General features: G+C 62.8%; 21 protein-coding genes and 2 pseudogenes. 13 read left to right on the forward strand and 10 right to left on the reverse strand.

Annotated features, from left to right (window positions below):
• Positions 1–90: 90 nt before the first annotated feature.
• The 3 genes and pseudogenes from OIU19_RS14490 (at position 91) to OIU19_RS14500 (ending at position 2599) form a co-directional block, all read left to right on the forward strand.
• Positions 91–1761 (forward strand): ShlB/FhaC/HecB family hemolysin secretion/activation protein, encoded by a 1671-nt coding sequence (locus OIU19_RS14490; RefSeq protein ID WP_264235573.1) that lies wholly within the window; start codon positions 91–93, stop codon positions 1759–1761.
• 42 nt (positions 1762–1803) lie between these two features.
• A pseudogene (locus OIU19_RS14495) lies at positions 1804–2025 on the forward strand (helix-turn-helix domain-containing protein); the annotation flags it as partial.
• Positions 2025–2599: pseudogene (locus tag OIU19_RS14500) on the forward strand (PIN domain-containing protein). The pseudogenes OIU19_RS14495 and OIU19_RS14500, both read left to right, overlap by 1 nt.
• 10 nt (positions 2600–2609) lie before the next feature.
• Here the strand turns inward: OIU19_RS14500 and OIU19_RS14505 are convergent.
• Together OIU19_RS14505 and OIU19_RS14510 are read right to left on the reverse strand one after the other, a co-directional pair.
• Complete coding sequence (locus OIU19_RS14505; protein WP_186555520.1) at positions 2610–3020, reverse strand: response regulator; 411 nt, start codon at positions 3018–3020, stop codon at positions 2610–2612.
• Positions 3021–3071: 51 nt separating this feature from the next.
• A complete protein-coding gene (locus OIU19_RS14510; RefSeq protein ID WP_264235575.1) occupies positions 3072–3254 on the reverse strand; it encodes a Flp family type IVb pilin in 183 nt (60 codons plus the stop codon).
• A gap of 285 nt (positions 3255–3539) precedes the next feature.
• Between OIU19_RS14510 and cpaB the strand changes: the two genes are divergently transcribed.
• The 8 genes from cpaB to OIU19_RS14550 all read left to right on the forward strand — a co-directional run bounded on the left by cpaB (position 3540) and on the right by OIU19_RS14550 (position 10974).
• Positions 3540–4472, forward strand: coding sequence for a Flp pilus assembly protein CpaB (gene cpaB, locus OIU19_RS14515; RefSeq protein ID WP_264235576.1), 933 nt, complete (start codon positions 3540–3542; stop codon positions 4470–4472).
• 18 nt (positions 4473–4490) lie between these two features.
• A complete protein-coding gene (locus OIU19_RS14520; protein WP_264235577.1) occupies positions 4491–5735 on the forward strand; it encodes a type II and III secretion system protein family protein in 1245 nt (414 codons plus the stop codon).
• Positions 5732–6922, forward strand: coding sequence for a pilus assembly protein (locus OIU19_RS14525; RefSeq protein ID WP_264235578.1), 1191 nt, complete (start codon positions 5732–5734; stop codon positions 6920–6922). The genes OIU19_RS14520 and OIU19_RS14525 overlap by 4 nt, the downstream gene beginning before the upstream one ends.
• A complete protein-coding gene (locus tag OIU19_RS14530) occupies positions 6919–8175 on the forward strand; it encodes a CpaF family protein (RefSeq protein ID WP_264235579.1) in 1257 nt (418 codons plus the stop codon). The genes OIU19_RS14525 and OIU19_RS14530 overlap by 4 nt, the downstream gene beginning before the upstream one ends.
• Entirely contained in the window at positions 8172–9053 is an 882-nt protein-coding gene (locus tag OIU19_RS14535) for a type II secretion system F family protein (protein WP_264235580.1), read from the forward strand. Before OIU19_RS14530 ends, OIU19_RS14535 begins: the two co-directional genes overlap by 4 nt.
• A 2-nt stretch (positions 9054–9055) precedes the next feature.
• On the forward strand, positions 9056–9940 hold the full coding sequence (locus OIU19_RS14540) for a type II secretion system F family protein (RefSeq protein ID WP_264235581.1): 885 nt from the start codon (positions 9056–9058) through the stop codon (positions 9938–9940).
• 13 nt (positions 9941–9953) lie between these two features.
• Positions 9954–10631, forward strand: coding sequence for a tetratricopeptide repeat protein (locus OIU19_RS14545; RefSeq protein WP_264235582.1), 678 nt, complete (start codon positions 9954–9956; stop codon positions 10629–10631).
• Between the two features lie 88 nt (positions 10632–10719).
• A complete protein-coding gene (locus OIU19_RS14550; protein ID WP_186555511.1) occupies positions 10720–10974 on the forward strand; it encodes a DUF3613 domain-containing protein in 255 nt (84 codons plus the stop codon).
• Between the two features lie 51 nt (positions 10975–11025).
• Here OIU19_RS14550 and OIU19_RS14555 read toward each other — a convergent pair whose 3' ends face one another.
• Together OIU19_RS14555 and OIU19_RS14560 are read right to left on the reverse strand one after the other, a co-directional pair.
• The gene (locus OIU19_RS14555; protein ID WP_189661855.1) at positions 11026–11808 is read right to left on the reverse strand and encodes a response regulator transcription factor; all 783 of its coding nucleotides are present in this window, start codon (positions 11806–11808) and stop codon (positions 11026–11028) included.
• 112 nt (positions 11809–11920) lie between these two features.
• Positions 11921–12391 (reverse strand): prepilin peptidase, encoded by a 471-nt coding sequence (locus OIU19_RS14560; protein WP_186555509.1) that lies wholly within the window; start codon positions 12389–12391, stop codon positions 11921–11923.
• Between the two features lie 75 nt (positions 12392–12466).
• On the opposite strand from OIU19_RS14560, the gene OIU19_RS14565 reads away from it, so the two are divergent.
• A complete protein-coding gene (locus OIU19_RS14565; protein WP_186555508.1) occupies positions 12467–12904 on the forward strand; it encodes a TadE/TadG family type IV pilus assembly protein in 438 nt (145 codons plus the stop codon).
• Positions 12901–15525 (forward strand): PAS domain-containing sensor histidine kinase, encoded by a 2625-nt coding sequence (locus OIU19_RS14570; protein ID WP_264235583.1) that lies wholly within the window; start codon positions 12901–12903, stop codon positions 15523–15525. The genes OIU19_RS14565 and OIU19_RS14570 overlap by 4 nt, the downstream gene beginning before the upstream one ends.
• Here OIU19_RS14570 and OIU19_RS14575 read toward each other — a convergent pair.
• The 6 genes from OIU19_RS14575 to OIU19_RS14600 all read right to left on the reverse strand — a co-directional run bounded on the left by OIU19_RS14575 (position 15522) and on the right by OIU19_RS14600 (position 20553).
• Positions 15522–17252, reverse strand: a complete 1731-nt coding sequence (locus OIU19_RS14575) for a pilus assembly protein TadG-related protein (protein ID WP_264235584.1) — start codon at positions 17250–17252, stop codon at positions 15522–15524. The two genes, OIU19_RS14570 and OIU19_RS14575, sit on opposite strands and share 4 nt — an antisense overlap.
• Positions 17253–17340: 88 nt before the next feature.
• Entirely contained in the window at positions 17341–17901 is a 561-nt protein-coding gene (locus OIU19_RS14580; protein ID WP_264235585.1) for a DUF4136 domain-containing protein, read from the reverse strand.
• Positions 17902–17920: 19 nt separating this feature from the next.
• Positions 17921–18553, reverse strand: a complete 633-nt coding sequence (locus tag OIU19_RS14585) for a DUF4136 domain-containing protein (protein WP_264235586.1) — start codon at positions 18551–18553, stop codon at positions 17921–17923.
• A 22-nt stretch (positions 18554–18575) separates the two neighbouring features.
• Entirely contained in the window at positions 18576–19325 is a 750-nt protein-coding gene (locus tag OIU19_RS14590; protein WP_264235587.1) for a methyltransferase, read from the reverse strand.
• Positions 19322–19627, reverse strand: coding sequence for a MazG-like family protein (locus OIU19_RS14595; protein WP_186555503.1), 306 nt, complete (start codon positions 19625–19627; stop codon positions 19322–19324). Before OIU19_RS14595 ends, OIU19_RS14590 begins: the two co-directional genes overlap by 4 nt.
• A 74-nt stretch (positions 19628–19701) precedes the next feature.
• Positions 19702–20553, reverse strand: coding sequence for a MaoC/PaaZ C-terminal domain-containing protein (locus tag OIU19_RS14600; RefSeq protein WP_264235589.1), 852 nt, complete (start codon positions 20551–20553; stop codon positions 19702–19704).
• Positions 20554–20555 lie beyond the last annotated feature (2 nt).

Consider the following 20555-nt stretch of genomic DNA (forward strand, 5'->3'; position numbering starts at 1 on the left):
AAGGTTCGACGTTTACTAGGCCAGCGCCTAGGCTTTGCACGTGACGGGCGGCAATTGCGGCCCTTATCCACGGGATCATGGAGTGTCCGAATGCGCCCTCTGGTCGTGTCCCTGCTGATGCTGTCCTGGGCGGGGCTGGCCGGGGCCCAGCCTTTGCCCAGCTTTCTCAACGGTAACGACATCGAGCGACGCCTACCCAGCGCGAATTTGCCGGTCGACGCCTATCGCCCGTACATCCCGGTAATGCACGTTGCGCCGGTAGCTGCCGGTCAGCCACAGGCACTGCCCCTGAGCAGCCGGTTCGAGTTGCGCAAAGTCCGCTTCGAGGGCGGTACGGTGTTCCCCTTGAGTGATCTGCGCGAGCATTACCGGCCATTGATCGGCCGCATGGTTACCTTGAGCGAACTGGTCGCGTTCACCCAGCGCTTGACCCAGCGCTATCAGCAGGATGGCTACCTGCTCTCATACGCCTACTTGCCACCCCAGGACTTTGCCGATGGCCGGGTGCGCGTGGTGCTGGTGGAAGGTTATATCCGTGATTACCAGATTGAGGGCGACATCGGTCCGGCTGCCACCTACCTGGACACCCTGATGGGCAAGCTCAAAGCTGAGCGGCCGCTGACCCGGACCACCTTCGAGCGCTATACCAGCCTGATCAATCGCATCCCGGGTGTGAGCTTTGCCGCGCATTTAGCTGCGCCAGCGAGCGCTGATGGCGCTGCGCGGCTGGTCGCCCAGGCCTCGCGCAAACCGCTCAGCACTGCCGTGCAGGTCGGCGAGGGCAGTCGCGATGATCTACAAGCGCTGATCGCACTGACCAGCAATGGGCAAACCCGTTTCGCCGAACAGCTCTCAGCCAGCGTACTGGTGCCACCTGGAGAGGATGACAGTCGTTATGGCCGGCTGGATTATGGTCAGTACCTGGATGGCGAGGGCAGCCGCCTGCTGCTTTCGGCTGCGCGCTACCGCAGCGAGCCTAGTACGCGGGTACGCCTGGACAATGGCATCGATCTGAGCCAGCAGCACGAGACGGATCGCTATTCGGTCGGAATTAGCCAGACCCTGATCGCCTCGCCCAGGCAATGGCTGGACGTGGTGGGACGCTTCTATGTGGTCAAGGACCGGATCGACTACCAGCGGGCTGGCTCTGGGCTGAAGTCAGATAGCCAGACCCACCTGCGTGCGCTGTCCTTCGAGGGCGACTGGCGCCAGGCCGACCCTGGCCGCCTGCGGATTGTCAGCGCCGGCGTGTACCAGGGGTTGGACTATTTCGGGGCGCGGACCAATGCCGACTACGACCTGGATTTTCTCCGTCTGCGCCTGTCTGCGCTGCAGAGCGATCAGTGGTTCGACAACTGGCAAGGCGTGGCTTCGGCGGCGTTGTCCTGGAGCGGTGACAGCCTGCCTGAGAGCGAGCGCGTGGTGTTTGGTGGGCAGAGCTTCGGCCGTGGTTATCCCAGTGACCAAGCCTGGGGCGACAAAGGCTGGGGCGTGGCCTATGAGCTGAACTACAGTTTCAAGCGAGAAGGCCATTGGGTGAACGTGCTGCAACCCTACGTCGTGTTGGACGCCGCCCGCACCTGGTTCAACGAGGTTGATATACGTGAGGCACGCCTGTCATCGGCAGCGCTCGGCGTGAGGCTGGGTGATGCGCGGTACTACAACGTTGCCCTGGAAGTCGCCAAGCCGCTATCAAACATCGCCCTGGACAGCCTCGATCGGCGGCCGCGGATGACCTTGAGTTTCAGTTGGCAGTTGTGAGTTTCAGAGAAACGCCTGACGCACTCTGTCGAACGTCGTCTGGCCGAACTGACTACTCAGGAAGCCGCAGACTTACTGAGTGTTTCACGGCCTCATCTGGTCAAGCTGCTGGAGGAGGGGGCACTGCCTCACCATAAGGCTGGCCGCCATCGAAGAGTGTTTTTTTCCGACCTTATGGCCTACAAGCAACAGCGTGATGACGCCAGCCACAAGGCCTTGAATGAGTTGGCGAGCCTGTCTGAAGAGCTTGGGTTGGGCTATTGATGGGCACATCGCCTTTCACAGTTATTTACGATGCTTGTGTGCTTTACCAGCCCCGCTTCGCGATCTGCTGCTGAGGCTGGCTGGAAAAGAGCTTTTCAGAGCGCGATGGTCGCAGCAAATCGACGAAGAGTGGAAGCGTAACCTTCTACGCAATAGGGAGGACCTGAGCAGGGAACAACTCGATCGGGTATCTAGGCTAATGGAGGCCGCGATTCCCGATGCTTTAGTTAAAGGCCATGAACAACTCCTCGACTCGATCGAGCTGCCAGATCCGGATGATGCTCATGTTCTGGCTGCCGCCATCAGAAGCAGCGCGGAAATCATCGTCACGTTTAATTTGAAGGATTTTCCGTCCTCGACGCTCGATGCGTTCGATGTGCAAGCGCAGCATCCTGATGAGTTCATCATGGATCTTTGGGACCTGGAACAAGCTGCGGTACTCGCTGCGGTAGCTGAAATGCGCCAAGCCCTGGTGCGCTTGCCCTATACCGCTTACGCCCTGATCGAGTGTTTACTCAAACAGGGGTTGCCCCAAACGGCGGGCATGTTGCGTGGCTACGCCATGCTCATCTGAGCGATGTACGTTACTGGCGAACCACCTGCATCCTCGGTGTGGGGAACAGGTTCTCCAGCGTCTCCAGCAGGCGGGCGTGGAAGATCGGCTTGCGAAACAGATCCAGTACCTGCAAGCGCAGCAGGTCGCTGACATCTTCCAGATCGGCATGTCCGGACATGACGATCACCGGCAGGTGTTGGCGGGAGGTGTGGTCGCGCAGGCGCTTGATCAGGCCGATGCCGCTTTCTTCGGGCATACGCAGGTCGGTGATGACCAAGGCGACGTCAGGGTAGCGCGTGAGTTGCTGCAGTGCGGCTTTGACGGAGGTGGCGGTGTGGCACTTGAAACCTTCGTTTTCCAATAATTCGGCAAGTTCGAGCAGTGCCTCTTCCTCGTCGTCGACTAGAAGAATCTGTTGACGCAAGGAAGAGGTTGGCATCGTCGGCTCCTGACGGGTAGGTAGCGCAGGGCATGCGGGTGCGGCTTGCGATCAAGGCGTGATGGCGGTCTGGATGGTAGTCATCATGGCTTTGACTTGTGCGGAGATCGGATCGACGAAGGCCGCCAGCGCTACGGCAACCATTGCCGCAATGACTGCGTACTCGATACCGGAGGCTCCGTCCTTGCGTTGCAGGAAGTTCTGGCAGTGGATGAGGATCTTGAGCAGCAACATGGCACATCTCCTTGCGCGGGCGGCGCCGGTTTGTGGGGCGTAAAGCGGTGATGCCCCTTTGCTATCACAGAATCGTCAAGCTACGCCGGAGTGCAAATGTAAGAAGGCATTAATTACAAAGTATTAGATTGGTTCAGCGATGCTAAGCATCTGTTTTGTCTCAGCGTCAAATTCCAGGCTGGAAAACTTAGTCTCGCTCATGGCGATTTAGCCGCTCTGAACTACCGTGCAATAGCGAAATAGTTACTTTTTGCCATCATGGGTTTCAGGTGCGGGAGAGCGGTAATGAGCAGTCGCTTGACCATGATCCTTGCCGGGCTGTTTCTGGGTGCGGCAGTGCTTGCAGGGTATTGGGGGTTGGTGCTGAGTCGACCGCCCGCGCCTGTCGCTGCGCCGCCGATTGACGAGGTGACGGCTCAGCCGGTAACCGCTCCGGCACCGATTCAGGTGGAGGAACCGCGCCGTTCGCCCATTGTCGTGTTGCGCCACGATGTGGCCGCCAATACGCCTTTGAGCGAAGACGATGTGCTGATCGAGCGCTTGCAGGTGGTGCCTCAGGGCGCCTTTCAGCACATCGAGCAAGTGCTTGGCCGGCGCAGTGAGCGCGCCTTGGCTCAAGGGGCCTGGCTCGACGAGCACAGCTTTCAGTCAGGTGGCCCGCTGGCGCGGATGATCCGCAGCCATGAGCGGGCGGTGGCTGTCGCAGTCGATGATGTTGTTGGCGCGGCAGGGCAGGTGCGCCCTGGCGACTATGTGGATGTGCTGCTGTTCTTGCGTGAAGAAAACCACAACCCGCAGTCCTCCGCCCAGGTCATCTTGCCTGCGCTGCGGGTATTGAGCGTCGGTGAGCAGACGGGCTTGGCCAATGACGGCCGCCCGGCGCAAACCGCCGAAGAGCAGCAGGGGCGGCATGACCCGATCGGCACCGGCAATCGCACCGTGGCCTTGGCTGTGCCTGAAGCCTTCGCCAGCCGCCTGATGCTGGCAGCCCAGGCCGGCACCCTGCGCTTGGCCGTGCGTAGCGCCGATGAGCAGTTGCTGGCGGGCTATTGGGCCAATCCACAGGCCAAGCCCCAGGTCGAAACTGCCAGTCGCGATCTGTTTCGCTTTAGCCAATTGTCCCAAGTGCCTATCGCTAACGTCGCGCCTGCGGCTGGCAACCCAGGTATGCAGATCATTCGCGGCGCCCAGAGCAACGATTCAGCCAAGACACCCTGAACCAGCAAGGATGCAGCCATGCGTAGTTCCGCGCGGATATTCACCCCGTTGTGCCTGGCCCTGTCGCTGATAACGAGCTTGCCCATGGCACAGGCGGCGGACAAGGGCTGTGCGGCGTTTGCCGACTTGCCCTCGGTGATCGAGATGGACCAGGGCCTGCAACAAGAGCTACGCCTGCCGGTGACTATCAGCCGGGTGGCGGTGGGCGAGCCGAAGGTCGCCGATGTCCAGGCAAGTGGCGAGCGTGGCGTGCTGCTTACTGCAGTGGGGCCGGGGAGCACCACCTTGATGCTGTGGACCGCCTGCACCCCTTCGCCGCATCGGGCGATGCTGTTCGTCAAGGGCAGGGCCAGTGCCGACATGGCCGAAGACGCGCTGCTGCCTTCGCAGGATGAGCAACTGCCGACCCAGGTGCAGGCCGATATCCGTTTCGTCGAGGTGCGCCGGAGCAAATACAAGGAAGCCGGCGCACGGTTGTTCTTCAAGGGCTCGAACAACAGTCTGATCGGCTCGCCCAATACCGTGCCAAATACCGCTGTCACCCCTGGCAACGTGCCTATCGCGCGTCCTGCCATACCGCTTGATGACAGTGTGTTCAATATCGTCTGGGGCGGCGGCAGCAGCCGCTTCCTGGCTGCGATTAACGCGCTGGAAAATAGCGGCTTTGCCTACACCCTGGCGCGCCCGAGCCTGACCGTGCTCAGCGGCCTTACCGCGAGCTTCCTGGCCGGTGGCGAGATTCCTATCCCGGTGCCCAGTGCTGGCAGTGACAACGTCTCGATCGAGTACAAAGAGTTCGGCGTACGCCTGGCCCTGACCCCGACGGTGATCAGTCGCGACCGCATTACTCTCAAGGTGGCGCCGGAAGTCAGTGAGCTGGACTACAACAATGCGGTGACCATCGCCGGTACCCAGGTGCCTGGCTTGAGCGTGCGCCGCACGGATACCAGCATCTCCCTGGCCGACGGCGAGAGCTTCATCATCAGCGGTTTGATCAGCAGCAACACCCGCTCTTCGGTAGACCGTCTGCCCGGGCTGGGCAGCTTGCCGATATTGGGCGCGTTCTTTCGTCAATCGGCCTTGGTCCGCGATGAGACCGAGCTGCTGATGATCGTGACTCCGCACTTGGTCCAGCCATTGGCTGCCAATGCCCGCCTGCCCGAGCTGCCGGGTGAGCACCTGCGCACCTACGACCCCAGCTGGGGCCAGCTGTTCTTCCTGGAAAACGGCAATTTCGATGGCCGCAGTGGGTTATCACGATGAACGAAAGCCTCAACCAGACGTACCTGGCGATCACCCGCAATGAGCAAGACCTCAACTGGTTGCAGGGCGCTTTGACCCAGCAGGGCCAGGTGATCGGCGCCAGTGGTGGCAGCCTCGACGAGTTGCTGGCGCTGGTCGACGTGACCTTCAGCAACCTGGTGTTCATTGGCTTGGACCGCGAGCAGTTGGTCACGCAGTGCGCCTTGATCGAGGGCGTTTTGGAGGCCAAGCCGATGCTGGCGATCGTCGCCCTCGGCGATGGCATGGACAACCAGTTGGTGCTGCATGCCATGCGCGCTGGCGCCCGCGACTTCGTTGCATACGGCTCGCGGGCCAGCGAGGTGGCTGGCCTGGTCCGGCGCCTGGGCAAGCGCTTGCCAGCGGTGACCAGCAACCCCAGCCTGGGTGGCCTGACCGTGCTCTACGGCGCCCAGCGCGGTGCCGACGGTGCGCTGCTGACCACTCATCTGGCGCGGGTGGTGCAGGACAGCGGCCAACAGACCCTGCTGCTCGACCTCGGTTTGCCGCGTGGCGACAGTCTGGCCTTGCTGGGCTTGGAAGCGTCGTTCTTCTTCGGCGACGCCTTGCGCCATTTGCGTCGGCTGGACGCCACGTTGATCGACAGCGCCTTCACCCGCGACAAGAGCGGCCTGCGCATTCTGGCCTATGCCGAGGCCGACGAGCCGCTGCGCAAGACCAGTGCCGCCGAGCTGTACATGCTGCTCAGCGCGCTGCGCCAGCACTTCCAGCACATTGTCCTCAACCTCACCGGGCAGACCGACAGTGAAGCGTTGCGCACTATCGTCAGCCATTGCGACAAGCTGATTCTCTACACCGATCAGAACATCCTCGATTGCCGGCGCAACCTGGAAGTGCTCGATCAATGGCGCGACCGCGGGATCAAGCTGGAGCACGCCAGCTTGCTGGTTGACCGCTACCTCAAGCATGTCGCGCCGGACGCCGAGGCCTTGGCCAAACGTTATGGGTTGCCGTTGCTCAAAGTCATGCCGTACAGCCCTGAGGTGCGTCTGAATGCCAAGAACCAAGGCTTGAGCCTGTTCGAACTGGCCCCGCGCGAAAGCCTGACACAAGCCTTGCAGGGCCTGGGCGAGCGCCTGGCGCAGCGTTCGCAAAGCCTTGAAACGCCCACCCTGACCTGGCTGCGACGCCTGTGGGGGAGCAAATGAGCGGCGACGAACCCTTTGGCGGTCAACGCCATGCTGCGGCTGAGCCGCAAGCGCTCAAGCGCGCCTTGCACCGCCACGTCATCGACAGTATCGAGGACAGCGGGCGCAACTTGCTCGAAGGTGCCCGGCCAGCCCTGACGCAGTTCGTCTTCGAGCAGGTTGGCGACTATGTGGCGCGTATGCGCCTGGCCCTGTCGCGCTACGAAATGGAGCGCATGGCCGAGGAGCTGGTCGACGAACTGACCGGCTATGGCCCACTTGAGGTGCTGCTACGTGATCCCAGCGTTACCGAAATTCTGGTCAACGGCCCGCACCGGGTGTTCGTCGAACGCGCCGGTTTATTGCAGCTGACGGACCTGCGCTTTATCGACGCGCACCATGTCGAGCGGGTCATGCAACGCATCCTGGCGCCCTTGGGGCGGCGCCTGGATGAGTCTTCGCCAATGGTCGATGCGCGCCTGCCCGATGGCAGCCGGGTCAATGCCATCATCCCACCGGTGGCCTTGGATGGGCCGTGCCTGTCGATCCGAAAATTTCGCCGCGACATGCTCAAGAGCGCCGACCTGCTCGCGACCCGGGCGATCGATCAGGCCATCTTCGACTTTCTTGAACGCGCGGTGGGGCGTCGCTGCAATATTCTGGTCAGTGGCGGCACCGGGACCGGCAAGACCACCTTGCTCAATATCCTCAGTCTGATGATTGCCCCGCAGGAGCGCCTGGTGACCATCGAAGACGTCGCTGAACTGCAGCTCAATCACCCCCATGTGGTACGCCTGGAGACGCGCCCGCCGAACGTCGAGGGGCATGGTGAGATCAAGGCCAGCGAGCTGATTCGCAACGCCTTGCGGATGCGCCCGGATCGCATCCTGCTGGGTGAGATCCGCGGCGCCGAAGTGCTCGATGTGCTCACGGCGATGAACACCGGTCATGATGGCTCGATGAGCACCGTGCATGCCAACACCGCCCAGGACGCCTTGTTGCGCCTGGAAACCCTGGTCGGCCTGAGCGGCCGGCAGATTGCCGAGAAGACCTTGCGCCAGATGATCTGCGCGGCGCTCGATGTGGTGATTCAGCTGACGCGGCTGGCCGATGGCCGTCGCTGCGTCAGCGAAGTGCTCGAAGTGGTGGGGGTGCGCGACGATGTGTACGTGACCAACACGCTGTTTCGTCTCGACCGCCGCGGCGGCACCAGCTTTCTACGCGAAGCACCGAACCCGGCTGGCGCCAAGTTGCGCAACGAAGGTGTGCTGTGACTGGCGCCCTGCTGCTGGCGCTGTCGCCGCTGTTGCTCGGCGTCGCCCTGCTGCTGTTTCGCCTGGCCCTGTACAAGCGCGGCGAGGAGCGCATTCTGCAGCGCCTGGGCCGCGCCTATCGCTCGGTGCGCAGCGGCAAGGCGCGGCGTGACTGGTTCGACCCGCTGCTGCAACGGGCGGGCGTGGATACTGCCGCGTTCAATCCCAGGCCATGGCTGCTGGCGTGGGGCGGATTGGTCATGGCTGGCTTGCTGGTCTCTGGCTGGACGGTCGGCTTGATGGTGCTGTTGAGTGGGCCTGCGCTGGGCTACTTGTACCTGGGCTGGCGTTATCGGCTGCGCGTGCGCCAGATCATCCAGCAACTGCCGGGCCTGTTGGACTACAGCGTGCGTAGCTTGAAGGCTGGGCGGACGTTGAACGATTCGGTGCTGGGCGCAATTGATGGCACTCGCGAACCACTGCGCTCGGCCATGGAGCGGGTGCGGCGCAATGTCCGCCTGGGGGTAGCGCTGGAGGTAGCGGTCAGCGAGCTGGCCGAACTCTATGATCAGGACGAAATGCGCCTGTTCGCCCTTGGTCTGCGGATCAACCAGCAGTATGGCGGCAATGCCAGCGAGTTGATGGAGAACCTCATCAAGCTGATCCGTGAGCGCGAACAAGGCACGCGCCAGCTCAAGGCGTTGACCGGTGAAACGCGGGTCACCGCATGGATTCTCGGGGCGCTGCCGTTGAGCATGGTCGGCTACTTCCTGCTCGGTAACCCCGGCTACTTGCTGGGTATGTGGCGCGATAGCCAGGGGCAGATGCTGTTGTTACTGGCCTTTGCCTTCCAGGCACTAGGTTGCCTGGTGCTATGGCGCATGATGAGGAGCCTGTGAGCATGGCCTGGCTGATCTGCGCGGTGTTCCTGCTGGCTGGATTCGCCTTGCTCGGCATGCAGGCCTTGAAGCAGTTGCGCGGACGTTTGCTGATCGCGCGGCGCTTGCAAGGTCAGCTGGCACGCGAGGAGCGGTTGGGCGACTGGCTGCACTGGCTAGGCAGCAGCAACCTGGGGCGGCGCTTGCAGCGGCTCGATGGCGAAACTCAGGCGCTGCTCGATCGTGTGGGTTGGCGCCGCAGTCGCCAGCGAGCGCTGTTTGCCGCTGCCCAGTTGGGGCTGCCGCTCCTTGCAGTGGGCCTGACGCTGCTGTTGCAACACGGATTGATGGGCTGGACTGGCCATTGGTTGGTGCTGCCGTTGTGTGCCTTGGGGGTCGGCTATCTACTGCCCAAGCGCCTGCTGGCGTTGGCGGCTGCGCGTCGTCAACAGCGCATCGCCCAGGAAGTGAGCTTGCTGATTCCCTTGTTGCGCATCCTGTTTGAAACCGGCCTGGCCGTCGAGCAAGCCCTGCGGGTGCTGAGCCACGAAGGGCGTACCTTGGTGCCGGAAATCAGCGAAGAGCTGCGCCTGGTCCTGCAACGGGTGGACTCCGGCCTGGCCCTGGCACCTGAGCTGGAAAAGACCGCGAAACTGCTGGCGGTCGATGAGCTGATCGACACCTGCGTGATCCTGCGCCAGTTACTGGTGCAGGGCAGTGGGGCGATGAAGTCGCTGCAAGCCTTGAAGACCTTGCTCGATGACCGCCGGATGACGCGTTTGCAGGAGCGGGTGTCGAAGATGTCGGCGAAGATGTCGGCGGTGATGATGATATTTCTGTTTCCGGCCCTGCTGATTGTCTTGGCCGGGCCTGGCTTGACCGCGTTGGCGCGGGCTTTGGGATCGTGAGGGGAGGGTGGGGATGAGAACAATACTGATAGCCCTGGGGCTGTTGCTGCTTAGCGGTTGCGCCGGGCACTCGCCGGAGGGCCTGGCGCAAGTGTTCGCTGGCAACACATGCGGCAAGCCCGACGCTGACCAGCAGTTGGCCCTGAACCTGGCGGATGAAATGCTCAACGACGGCCGCCCGCATGCCAGCCTTGCGCATTTGCAACAGTTGCCAGATGAACTCGATCAGGTGCGCCTGCGCAAAGCCAAGGTCCTGCGTCTGCTCGGGCGTAGCGAGGCCGAGCCGCTGTACCGCAGCCTGCTCGGCGGCTGCCTGGCCTCTGAAGGCGAGCACGGCCTTGGCCAGCTGGCATCGGCCCGCGGAGACGACGCTCAAGCCCTGCGCAATTTACAGCGGGCTGTGCGCCTGGCGCCGACCGATGAAAAGGTGCGTAACGATTTGGGCGTGGTGCTGATGAACCTTGGCGATCATGAGCAGGCGCGCTTTGAGTTTCTGACGGCGATCGAGCTCAAGGATGACAACCCACTGCCGGCGGTCAACCTGGTGGCCTTGTCGTTACTGCAGGACAACTGGCAGCAGGCGGCAGATCTGGTGGCCCGCCTGCGGCTCAAGCCTGCGCAGTTTGCCGAGGCCCAGGCGCGCGCCAAGCAGTTGAAATCGACCGGGCGGGGTGTTCTGCCGGTCAGTTGAAGGGCCGGCCAGCGAACCCTGTAGGCGCTGGCTTGGCTGCGATGGGCCGCAAAGCGGCCCCAATCCACGCAACAGGAGGCACTTTCCGATGCTTAGATCCTTAATTCTCCTGGCCTGCATTCCCCTGGCAGCAGTGGCCGAAGAGCCGCCACGCCAACCGCCAGCGCAAACCGCCACCGAAGCCCTGTTGCGCGTGCAATCGAGCAATCAGCAAGCCTCGACCAAGCTCCAGCGGCAAACCGCCAGCGAGCGCGACCAATCGATGTACCGCTGGCTGGAAACCTACAAGTACCCGATCCCCGACCATTTCCGCTGGGTGAAGATCAGCACCGAGAACAACTAGAGCACCGTTTCAACGCAGTATGGGCGAGTGCGGAAGCAGTTCGTACAGGGCCTAGTGAGTAGTGAAACGCTGGTGCAGGGGTGATGAGCGTGGCGTCAGGGCCAGCGCCAACTGGGTGCGGTTGTGCATGTGGGTCAGGCGCAGCACCTGCGACACATACAGCTTCACAGTGTTCTCGGTGATGCCCAGCTCACAGGCGATCTGGTAATTGGTCTTGCCCTTGCTGACCAGCTTGGCCACTTCCAGCTGACGTGGCGAGAGTTTCTCGAACACTGCCGGCAGTTCACCCTCTGGCTCTTCGGCATCGGTGGCGCGTCGGTGCACACCTTGGCCGCGGGCCTTTTCCAGATCCTGGTAAAGGTCGTCGATGGAGTCCGCCAGATATTGCAGGCGCTGGTTCAGGCTGCCCAGCTCGCGGAAATTGCGCCGCCGCTCCAGCAGCGCCTGCTCCTGACGACGTACGCCTTCGAGCAGTTCGTTGAGGTCCATGGGCTTTTGATAGTAATCGGCAAACCCCTCGCGCAGGGCACGGATCACATCCTGTTTGTCGGCGCGGCCCGTGAGCATGATCGCTTCGAACATGCGCTGGCGGCCAGCAATCTCTTTCAGCGCCCGGACCAGTTCGATGCCATCGCGCCCGGGCATGTGCAAATCGCAAAGCACCAGGCCGATTGCGTCTTCGGCTTGGTAGCGTTCGATCGCTTCGCCAGTCGAGTGGGCGGCAACGCACACATAGCCTTGGCTTTCGAGAAATTCACATAACTCTTCGACAATTACCGCCTGGTCATCGACAACCAGAATCTTCACCTCACTCACGGTCTTGTTCACGATCAACTCCCTGTTCGATTCGCCCCGCTCCCGTGCCAGACGCACTGACGCTTAAGAAAGTAGTCGCACTTTGCGGTTATGTACAAGGGCTGTACAAGTTATCCGACCGCATGGTCACTCATTGGATCCATACCGCGGTCAATAAAAAGCCCACCAGTACATAGGGAGCGAAGGGCTGTTTGTCGCCGACCTGTTCGGCCAGGACTTGTAGGCGTTTCTTGACCTTGGGGTTGAGCAAGGTCCATAGCCGGCGTCGGCTGAGCATCCACAGCAACACGGCAATGCCGGCACCGATGAAGGTGCCGAGCACGTATTGATGACTGGTCGCCAGCGCCAGCGCGCCCAACAACTTGACGTCGCCCGCACCAAAGCGCCCAAGCATGTAGCCAGGCAGGGTGAGCAGCATGACGATGGCCAGCGCCCAGCCCGCATCACTGGGCTCGGCGCCGATCCAGCTGTGGCCGGTCGCGAATAGCCAGGCCAGGGCGCAAGCGGCAGCACCCAGCGTCAGGGTGTTGGAAATCTGCCGTTCACGGACATCTTGTTCAGTACACAAGGCAAGCCACATCAAGAGAACAATGCTGTGCATTGGCAAATTGCCATCCCTATTCGTTGAACGGTTCTATGCTGTCAGTCAGGTTTCATAGTCAGGGTAGACGCGATCATGCAAGCAGGCCTGGCAGGACGGCAAAAAGGCGCAGCAGCCATCGAATTTGTCGCGGTATTCATGGTGTTTTTTGCGGTGTTCTATGGTCTGGTCAGCTATGCGCTGCCGATGCTCATGTTGCAGTCGTTCAACCAGGCCAGCAGTGAGGCGGTGCGCCGCTGCGTGGCGCTCGATCCGGCTACGGCCAACTTTCAGGCGCAGGCGCAGACCCTCGCGCGCCAGGTGGTGGCTCAGCAACTGGCGTGGATGCCCAAGTCGTTGGCCTTCCAGGCCAACGATACCCAGGTCAGCCTGGTCGATGACTTACTGACCGTGACGATCACCTACCCCAAGCAACGCCTGACCGCCGTGGTCCCGGTGTTGGTGCTGCCGGTAATCGGTGAGGTACCGCGCTTGCCTGCGCAGTTGAAGGCGCAAGCGAGTTTGCAACTGTGAGTGGCCTGTTCGATCGTTGGCGCACAGCGCCTCTGCCTGTCACCGAAGCTGCGCCGCCGGTGGCCATCGGACTACAGGTCTGGCTGGACGATCAGGCGCGGGTATTACGTCTGTCCGGCCCGCTGCGCAGCGCACTGGCTTTGCCTAGCCACAGCGGTGCGCGGGTCCATGATTATCTTGAGCGCCACAGCTGGCTGGTGCTCGAAGGTGAGCCTGCCGATTGGCAGGGTTTGGCCTTGGACCTGGATTTTCATACCGTGCTTGGCCATGTCTTGCATACCCGCGGCTGGTTGCTACGCCAGGGCGAGGGCTGGATGCTGCAACTGTTCGACATCGGCGATCTGCTGCATGAGCGTGACAGTGGCCGCCACGAGCATGCCGAACATCAGTTGGCGGTTCAGATCGGTGATGCCCTGCGCGAAGCCGGCGAGGCGCATCTGGTGCAGGCAGCGACCGAACAGTTGCAACGGCTAGCCGAGCACTGGCAAGCGGCGTCGTTGCGATTGATGCTGCATGAGGGCGGACAATGGCGCAGTTACGCCAGCAGTGATGACTGGCCTTGGCCCGAGCAGCAGCGGCTGCAGTCCTGGTTGGAGCAGTTACCGCCGCACGCGCTGCTCGACACGCGTGCTTACCCTGATTGGCTGACACGCAGCGCCGGTGCCACGCTTTGCCTGTTGCCTTACCGGCAGGGCGCGCAGGTGCAGGCCTGGTTGCTCTGCGCTGGCGCCAAGCAAAGGTTGCAGCTGGAGTCGGCGGAGCCGTTGATGCAGGCGCTAGCCCAGCCATTGGTCAGCCGTTTGCATCAGGCCCAGGCGCAGCGCCTGGCGTGTCATCTGGATCAATTGCAGGCTCAGCTGGGTGCCGGTTGGTGGCAATGGCCACGACAAGAGCCGCTGCAGTTGGACCCCAGTCTAGCCGCCAGCCTTGGCCTGCCGCGCGCGCTCAGCCAGGTGCAATGGCTGGCACTTGTGCACCCCGCTGATCGAGAGCCCGCGCAGTTGGCCCTGGAACAGGCCTGGGCAGGGCGCGAGCTGAACCTCAGTCTGCGCCTGGTGCACGCGGAGGTAGCGCGCTGGGTGCATTGGGCAGGGCAACTGCACGCCGGCCAGTTACGCGGATTTCTACTCGATATCAGTGCGCTCAAGGAGCAAGAGCAGCAGGCCGGCGCTGCGCGTGAGCGGCTGGAGAACCTGATCGCCAGCTCTCCGGCGGTGATCTACGTTCAGCGCTGCGTCGCGGGGGCCTTGCTGGGCGAGTTCTACAGCGCCAGCCTTACGCCCCTGCTGGGGTGGGCCAACGACAGTGAGCAGGCGCGCCAGCCAGGGCTGGCGGTGCATCCCGATGATCACGGCCTGTGGTTGCAGCGCACCCGCAGTCTGCTACGCGACGGCCAGGTACGCTGTCGCCTGCGTCTGCGTGACAGCCTTGGTGGCTATCACTGGATCCTCGATGAAGCGCGCCTGCTGCGTGACGACCTTGGCCAACCGCGGGAGGTGGTCGGGCTGTGGCTGGACGTCAGTGAGGCGACCGAAGCGGCTGAACGGGTCCGTCAGAGCGAGGAGCGCTACCGGGTGCTGGTGGAAGATTCACCGGCGATGATCTGCCGCTACCGTCCAGATTTGAGCCTGGTTTTCGGCAACCGGCCCTTGGCCGATTACCTGCACTGTAGCCCAGAGCAGCTGGTCGGCATGAACTTGGGTCAGTGGATGTCCCAGGGCCAGCGCGATGACTTTCTCCAGCGCTTGCAGGCGCTGACGCCGCAGCAGCCGATGAGCAGCGCGGAAATCTGTTTGCAGTTGCCTGGGCGTGAGCATGCCTGGTGGATCTGGGCCGACCGCGGTCTGTTCGACGAACAGGGCCGGTTACTGGAAGTCCAGGCGGTTGGCCGGGACAACACCGAGGTGCGGCGCAGTCAGCGGCAATTGTTGCAGGGGGCCAAGATGGCCACCTTGGGCGAGTTGGCCACAGGCTTGCTGCACGAAATCAATCAGCCGCTCAATGTCATGCGCATGGCAACCGCCAATGCGCTCAAGCGTCTGCAAAATGGCGATGCAGACCCGGCCTACCTGGAGCAGAAGCTGCAGCGTATCGAGGCGCAGATCGAGCGTACGGCGCGCCTGGTGGACCACATGCGGGTATTTGGCCGGCGCTCGGAGGTCGAAGGCACGCGCTTTGCCGCCTGGTCGGCGGTGCAGGGGGCGGTGGCACTGCTCGAGGAGGGACTGCAAGGCAAGGGCGTGACCCTGCAGGTTGAGCAGCCCAGCGATCAGCCGCAGGTGATGGGCCATGCGGATCAGTTGGAGCAAGTGCTGATCAACCTGATGGTCAACGCCCGTGACGCGCTGCTCGATAAGCGCGGCGGCCAAGGCACGCTCTGCATTCACCAAACCCTCACTGCCGGGCAGGTATTGCTGTGGGTGCAAGACAACGGCGGTGGTATCGACCCACTGCTACTGGAGCGGATCTTCGAGCCGTTCTTCACCACCAAGGCAGCCGGTGTCGGCACCGGGCTTGGCTTGTCGGTAAGCCATGGCATCGTCGCAGCCATGGGCGGTAGCTTGAGCGTCGACAACCGCAATGGCGGTGCCTGTTTCTGCATCAGCTTGCCGTGTGCCTAGATCAGCAGCTCTGGCCGGCCGCTCTGGCAGCTGAGGTGGGCGTCGATGGTGACTGCGTTGAGATCTATGCCCAGCAGTGCCAGCAGGTTGTTGACCAGCGGATCGAGCAACGACCCCAGCAGCCCGCCGATCAGCCCGGTGATGATATTCAGTAAGGCGCTCACCAGCGGTATCTGTGGTGAAAGCTCCAGCCCACCGAGCGTCGCGCCCAGGCTGGCAACGATGTTCTTGGTGTCCATGGTGCGGCTTGCCGGGGGTGACTGGTCGATATTCGGCGGCTTGAGGTAGTCGTAGGTTTCCGCCTGGGAAAACACCGGCGAGTTGGCGCCCAAGCCGACATCGAGGCCCAGCAGCGGTACACGCAGCAGCACCAACGGGCTGGCGCTCACCGGCTGGTTGGAAAAGAACTTGCTGTTGTCGATGGTGCCGATCATCACCTTGGCGGCAGCGCCGTCGTTCTTCACGCGCAGGCGTTTGCTCGAGGCGCTGCTGCAGTCGTAGCCGCGTACATGGCTACTGGCGCTGGCCACTTCCAAGCCCACGTCCAGGCTGGGGCTGGGCACCAGCTGGATGATGCCCAGGTTCAGCCCGCCTAGCAGCGGGCCGAGATTGACCTGGATGAGAATCCGGGTCTGCGCGGTGCGCACATAGATCTGCCCGGCTGCCATCGGGTTGGCCTGCGCCAGCGAAGGGTCGCCCAGGGCGGAGAACTGCGGCGGCTCGATGATTTTCAAGCGCGTGGTGATGTTCGCCAGCCCCAGCACACTGACCGGCAGCGTGGTTTCTACGGCGTGCTTGCTGTTGGCCAGCTGGATGGTGCCCTGGACCAGTTGCAGCACCTGCAAGGTTGCATCCAGCCCTGCATGGGTGCCGCCGTTCTGGATGTTGAGCAGTTCGCCCAAGACGATCCCGCCCGCATCCTTGCCTGCGACGGCCAGGTCGACCAGGCCGCTGACATTCACCAGCGGATTGTCCTGCGCGGCCACTTCGGCCATGACGTCGAGTACATCGCCTACTTTCAAGGTTTTGTGCAGCAGCTCGGTGTAGTTGCCGGCGGCCACTTTCGCCTCGATGGCGAGCGCGTCGAGAAAACGCAGCAGATTGAGATCCGCGTCGAGCAAGCCCTGCCATTGCGCCACGCCCAGGTTGATCTGTGTCCCCAACAGGGCGCCGAGCAGCGTGTTCAGTTGATCGCTCTTGGCCGTGTTGATGGTCAGCAGGCTGCTGCGAATCGACAGTCTCGCCAAGGCCGGGCCTGTGCGCCCCGCTGTTGCCTGGGCTTGCAGGCGGGTTTTGCTCTGCAGGCCGTTGCCGTCGGCCAGGGCCCAGACCCCTGCGGCAATGCTGGTCGCCACCTGGTGCGTAGCGGTGACGCGGATGGCCTGGGTCTGCTGCGGATCAACGGTGAATGCCCGGATACCGTTAGCCGCCGCTTTGACACTGCCGCATTCGACCAAGAGGGTTCTATCCGGCGAATCAGCATGGCCGTTGCGCAGCGCCGCGCGACGGGCCAGGGCATTGGCATCAGCGACCCCGGCAACACAGCTGCCCCCGCCATTGAGCGCTTCCAGGGCGGCCATGTCAGCGATGCGCTGGAGCTTGCGCTGTTCCAGGTAGAGCCGGCCGCTATCGACCACCAGCAGCATGAACAACAGCGCCATACCCAGGGTAATGGCGGCCATCAGGCCAATCGCGCCGCGTTGGCGGACAACGGAACGAACAACCACGGGCACTCCTTTGCCGGCCATGGCCATACAGCGTGGCGGCGGTCAAAGGAGTGTAGTAAAGGTGATGGCAAGTTGCCTTGATTGCGCTTCAGTGCGGTGGGTACTGGCTCAGCACCTGGGCGACGGTTTTCTGGATGGCCGCATTACGCTCCTGTGGGCTGGGCGGGTAGTTGTTCATGATCTGCTCGGCACTGCCGCGCCAGACCAGTTTGCCGTCGCGGCTATCGAACAGGTCGACCTGGATGGTGGCCACCTTGTAGTCGACGCTGCGGGTTTCGTTGTACATCGGCCCACCCCAGTAGCCGCCCCAGTAACCTCCCCAGCCGCCGCCGTAGTTGGTGGTGATCTGCTGCTGGCGTTGCTCGACGATCAGGTAGGCGCGCACGTTGACATCGGCCTGGGCATTGCCTTGTACCGGGCGTAGGCCGCGCTGGTCGAGTTGGTCGGCCACGGCTTGGCGAATGCGTTGCTCGGTGAGGTCGCTCTTGATCCGTGGGTCGTCCGGGCGGTACTGCAATCCAGGTTCCTGCCAGGCCCAGCTGCGATAACCGGCGAAATCGCGACTGGCGTCGAAATCCTGCTGAACGTTGTTGCTTGAGCAGGCGGCAAGCAGCAGCGCGAATGACAGCACAACGAGACGGCGCAACATGATGGTTCTCCGTTAAGCGTTAACTGGGAGGGTAGCCGCTGAGGGCCTTGTGCACCGACTCGCGCAGGGCGCTCTCGCGATCGCGGGGTGAGTCCTTGTCGCTGCCGCTTTCGGCACTGGCACTCCACACCGGTTGGCCGTTGCGCGCATCGAACAGGTCGATACGCACGACCATCACCTCGACTTCATAGGTGCGCACGATCGGCACGCTGCCATAGGCGCCATAACCATTGCGGTAGCCGCCGTAACCGACGCTGCCGTAGGGGTAGGGGCCATAGTAGGGGTCGTAGTCATAATCGCGCACTTGGCGCAGGCGCCGCTCCAAGCGCAGGTCTGCGCTTACCAGCAGGTCTGCGTCGTTATTGCGCGCTGGGCGAAGCCCGTGCTGGTCGAGCGCGCCGCTTATCGCGTCGGCCAACTGCGCCGGATCTGCATTGGCGCTGCCGCTGGGCAACTGGCCGTTGCGCCAGCTCCAGCTGCGATAGCGGCCGTAGTCGCGCGGCGGCGCTGGGTAAGCGCTGCTGTCGAAGGTGTTGGCAGCCTGGGCCGGTGCAGGCGGGATCGGGCGGCCGCTGGCGACATAAGGGTTGCTGCCCTGGCAGCCAGCCAGGGCAAGGGGTAGCAGGGCCAGGCACAGCAGACGATACGGCATGTAGTCCTCCCGGCGGGCGGGGTCAACGTGGTCGGCAGATCCAATGCAGGTAGCGGCCCAGCCCGGCGAAGCTTGGATGACGGCGGTGGGCCAGTTCCATTTCCAACAGGTCGAGCAGCTCGGCCTTGGCCTGGAACTCCTTGGGCATGTAATCGTGGAACACCCTCACCCCACTTTCGCTTTCGACCGTCCACATGGGTTCAAGTTGCGCCTTGAGTTCACGCGGATCAAGCGGTTTTTGCGGGGTCAGGCTCTGCTTCTCACCCGCCAGGTGATTGCTGCGCAACTTGCGGAAATGGCCCTTGAGCAGATTGCGATACACCAGCGCATCGCGGTTGTAGAACGCCAGTGACAGCCAGCCGCCTGACGCGGTCAACTGATGCAGGACCGGCAGGATGCTCTCGGGCTCGGCGAGCCACTCCAGTACGGCGTGGCACAGCACCAGGTCGTAGGGCTCGGTCAGTTGGCCGAGCAAATCCTGCCAGGGCGCTTGAATGAAGGTCGCTTGCTGGCCGGCTTCGGCAAACCGCGCTCGGGCACCGTCGAGCATGGGCGCGGCCGGCTCGGCGAGGGTCAGGTGATGGCCGCGCTGGGCCAGCCACAAGGCCATGTGGCCAAGGCCCGCGCCGATATCGAGAATGCGCAGTGGACGATCCGGCAAGGTTTCAGCGAGGTCTGCCTGGAGCACCGCGAGGCGAATCGCGCCTTTGGCGCCGCCGTAGATTTTCTCGGCGAAGCGGGTCGCCAGTTGATCGAAGTGACGGTCGTTCATACGGCGAAACGCCTTTCGCTGTCGGCCAGCTTGGCGCGTACCACCTGCTCCATGTCAAGGCCCAGCTCACTGCACAGCAGCAACAGGTAAAGGACGATGTCGCCGACTTCCTGGCCGGCATGGGCGAGTTGTTCCGGCGGCAGCTGGCGCGACTGGTCCTCGCTCAGCCATTGGAAGATCTCCACCAGCTCGGCCATTTCCACGCTGGCCGCCATGGCCAGGTTCTTCGGGCTGTGAAAACCCCGCCAATCGTTATTGTCGCGGATCTGGTGCAGGCGTTCTGTCAGTTCTTGCAAGTTCATCGGGGCTCTCCTCATGGCGCATAGCTTCGGACGAGCCCCGGCGTAAAGCAAGTGAACTACAAGCGCAGCAACACTCAGAGCGAACGCCAGTGGCCGATCATGTGCAGCAACTCGCCATGCCCGTCCAGGCGCAGCTCGCCTTCAGGTCCGGCAGGGCTGGCGCTGAGGATCACTTCCGACGGTAAGCGCACCGGTTTGCGGAAGTCGACGGCGAACTCAAACCCTGCACGCGGCAGATGCCCACCCAAGGCGGCCAGGCTCATGGCCTTGCTCCACATGCCATGGGCAATCGCTTTGGGAAAACCAAACAGCCGTGCGCTGGGTGCGCTGAGGTGAATCGGGTTGTAGTCGCCACAGACCTTGGCGTAGCGCCGGCCAATGTCGCTGTCGGCGTACCAGCGAGTGGCTTCGGCCAAGTTGCCGGGCTCGACCTCGACGTCTGCGCTGGCCCCGCCGTCCAGCTTCAAACCTCGCACCAGCATGCGGCTGGTCTCGCGCCAGAGCAGGCCGAGGCCGTCTTCCGCTTCGGTGATCAGGTCGAAGGTGCCGCCTTTGGCATGCGCTTGCAGGTTGTCGGCATATACCGCAAAGCGCAGCCCATCGATGCCGCCCAGCGGGCGCAGGACCTGAATGCTGTTGTGCAGGTGAACCAGGCCGAGGAGCGGGAAGGGGAAGTCACGGCCGGTGAGCAACTGCAGTTGCAGGGTGAATGCCATGACATGGGGATAAGTGCCGGGCAGGCGGCCGTCGTCGGCGAAATGACAAAGCCGTCGATACGCCGCCACATGCTCGGGATTGACGCGCAGGAAGCAGCGCAGGCCTTGCTCGGGGAGGCTGGCGCCGCTGATCTTGCGCTTGCTGGCGGCGCGCAGGTAGAGGCTGGCGCTAGAGTCGGGGCTGTGCAGGTCGTGCCATTGGCGTGTCATGG

The organism is Pseudomonas sp. BT-42-2 (assembly GCF_025847435.2).
GTDB lineage: Bacteria > Pseudomonadota > Gammaproteobacteria > Pseudomonadales > Pseudomonadaceae > Aquipseudomonas > Aquipseudomonas urmiensis.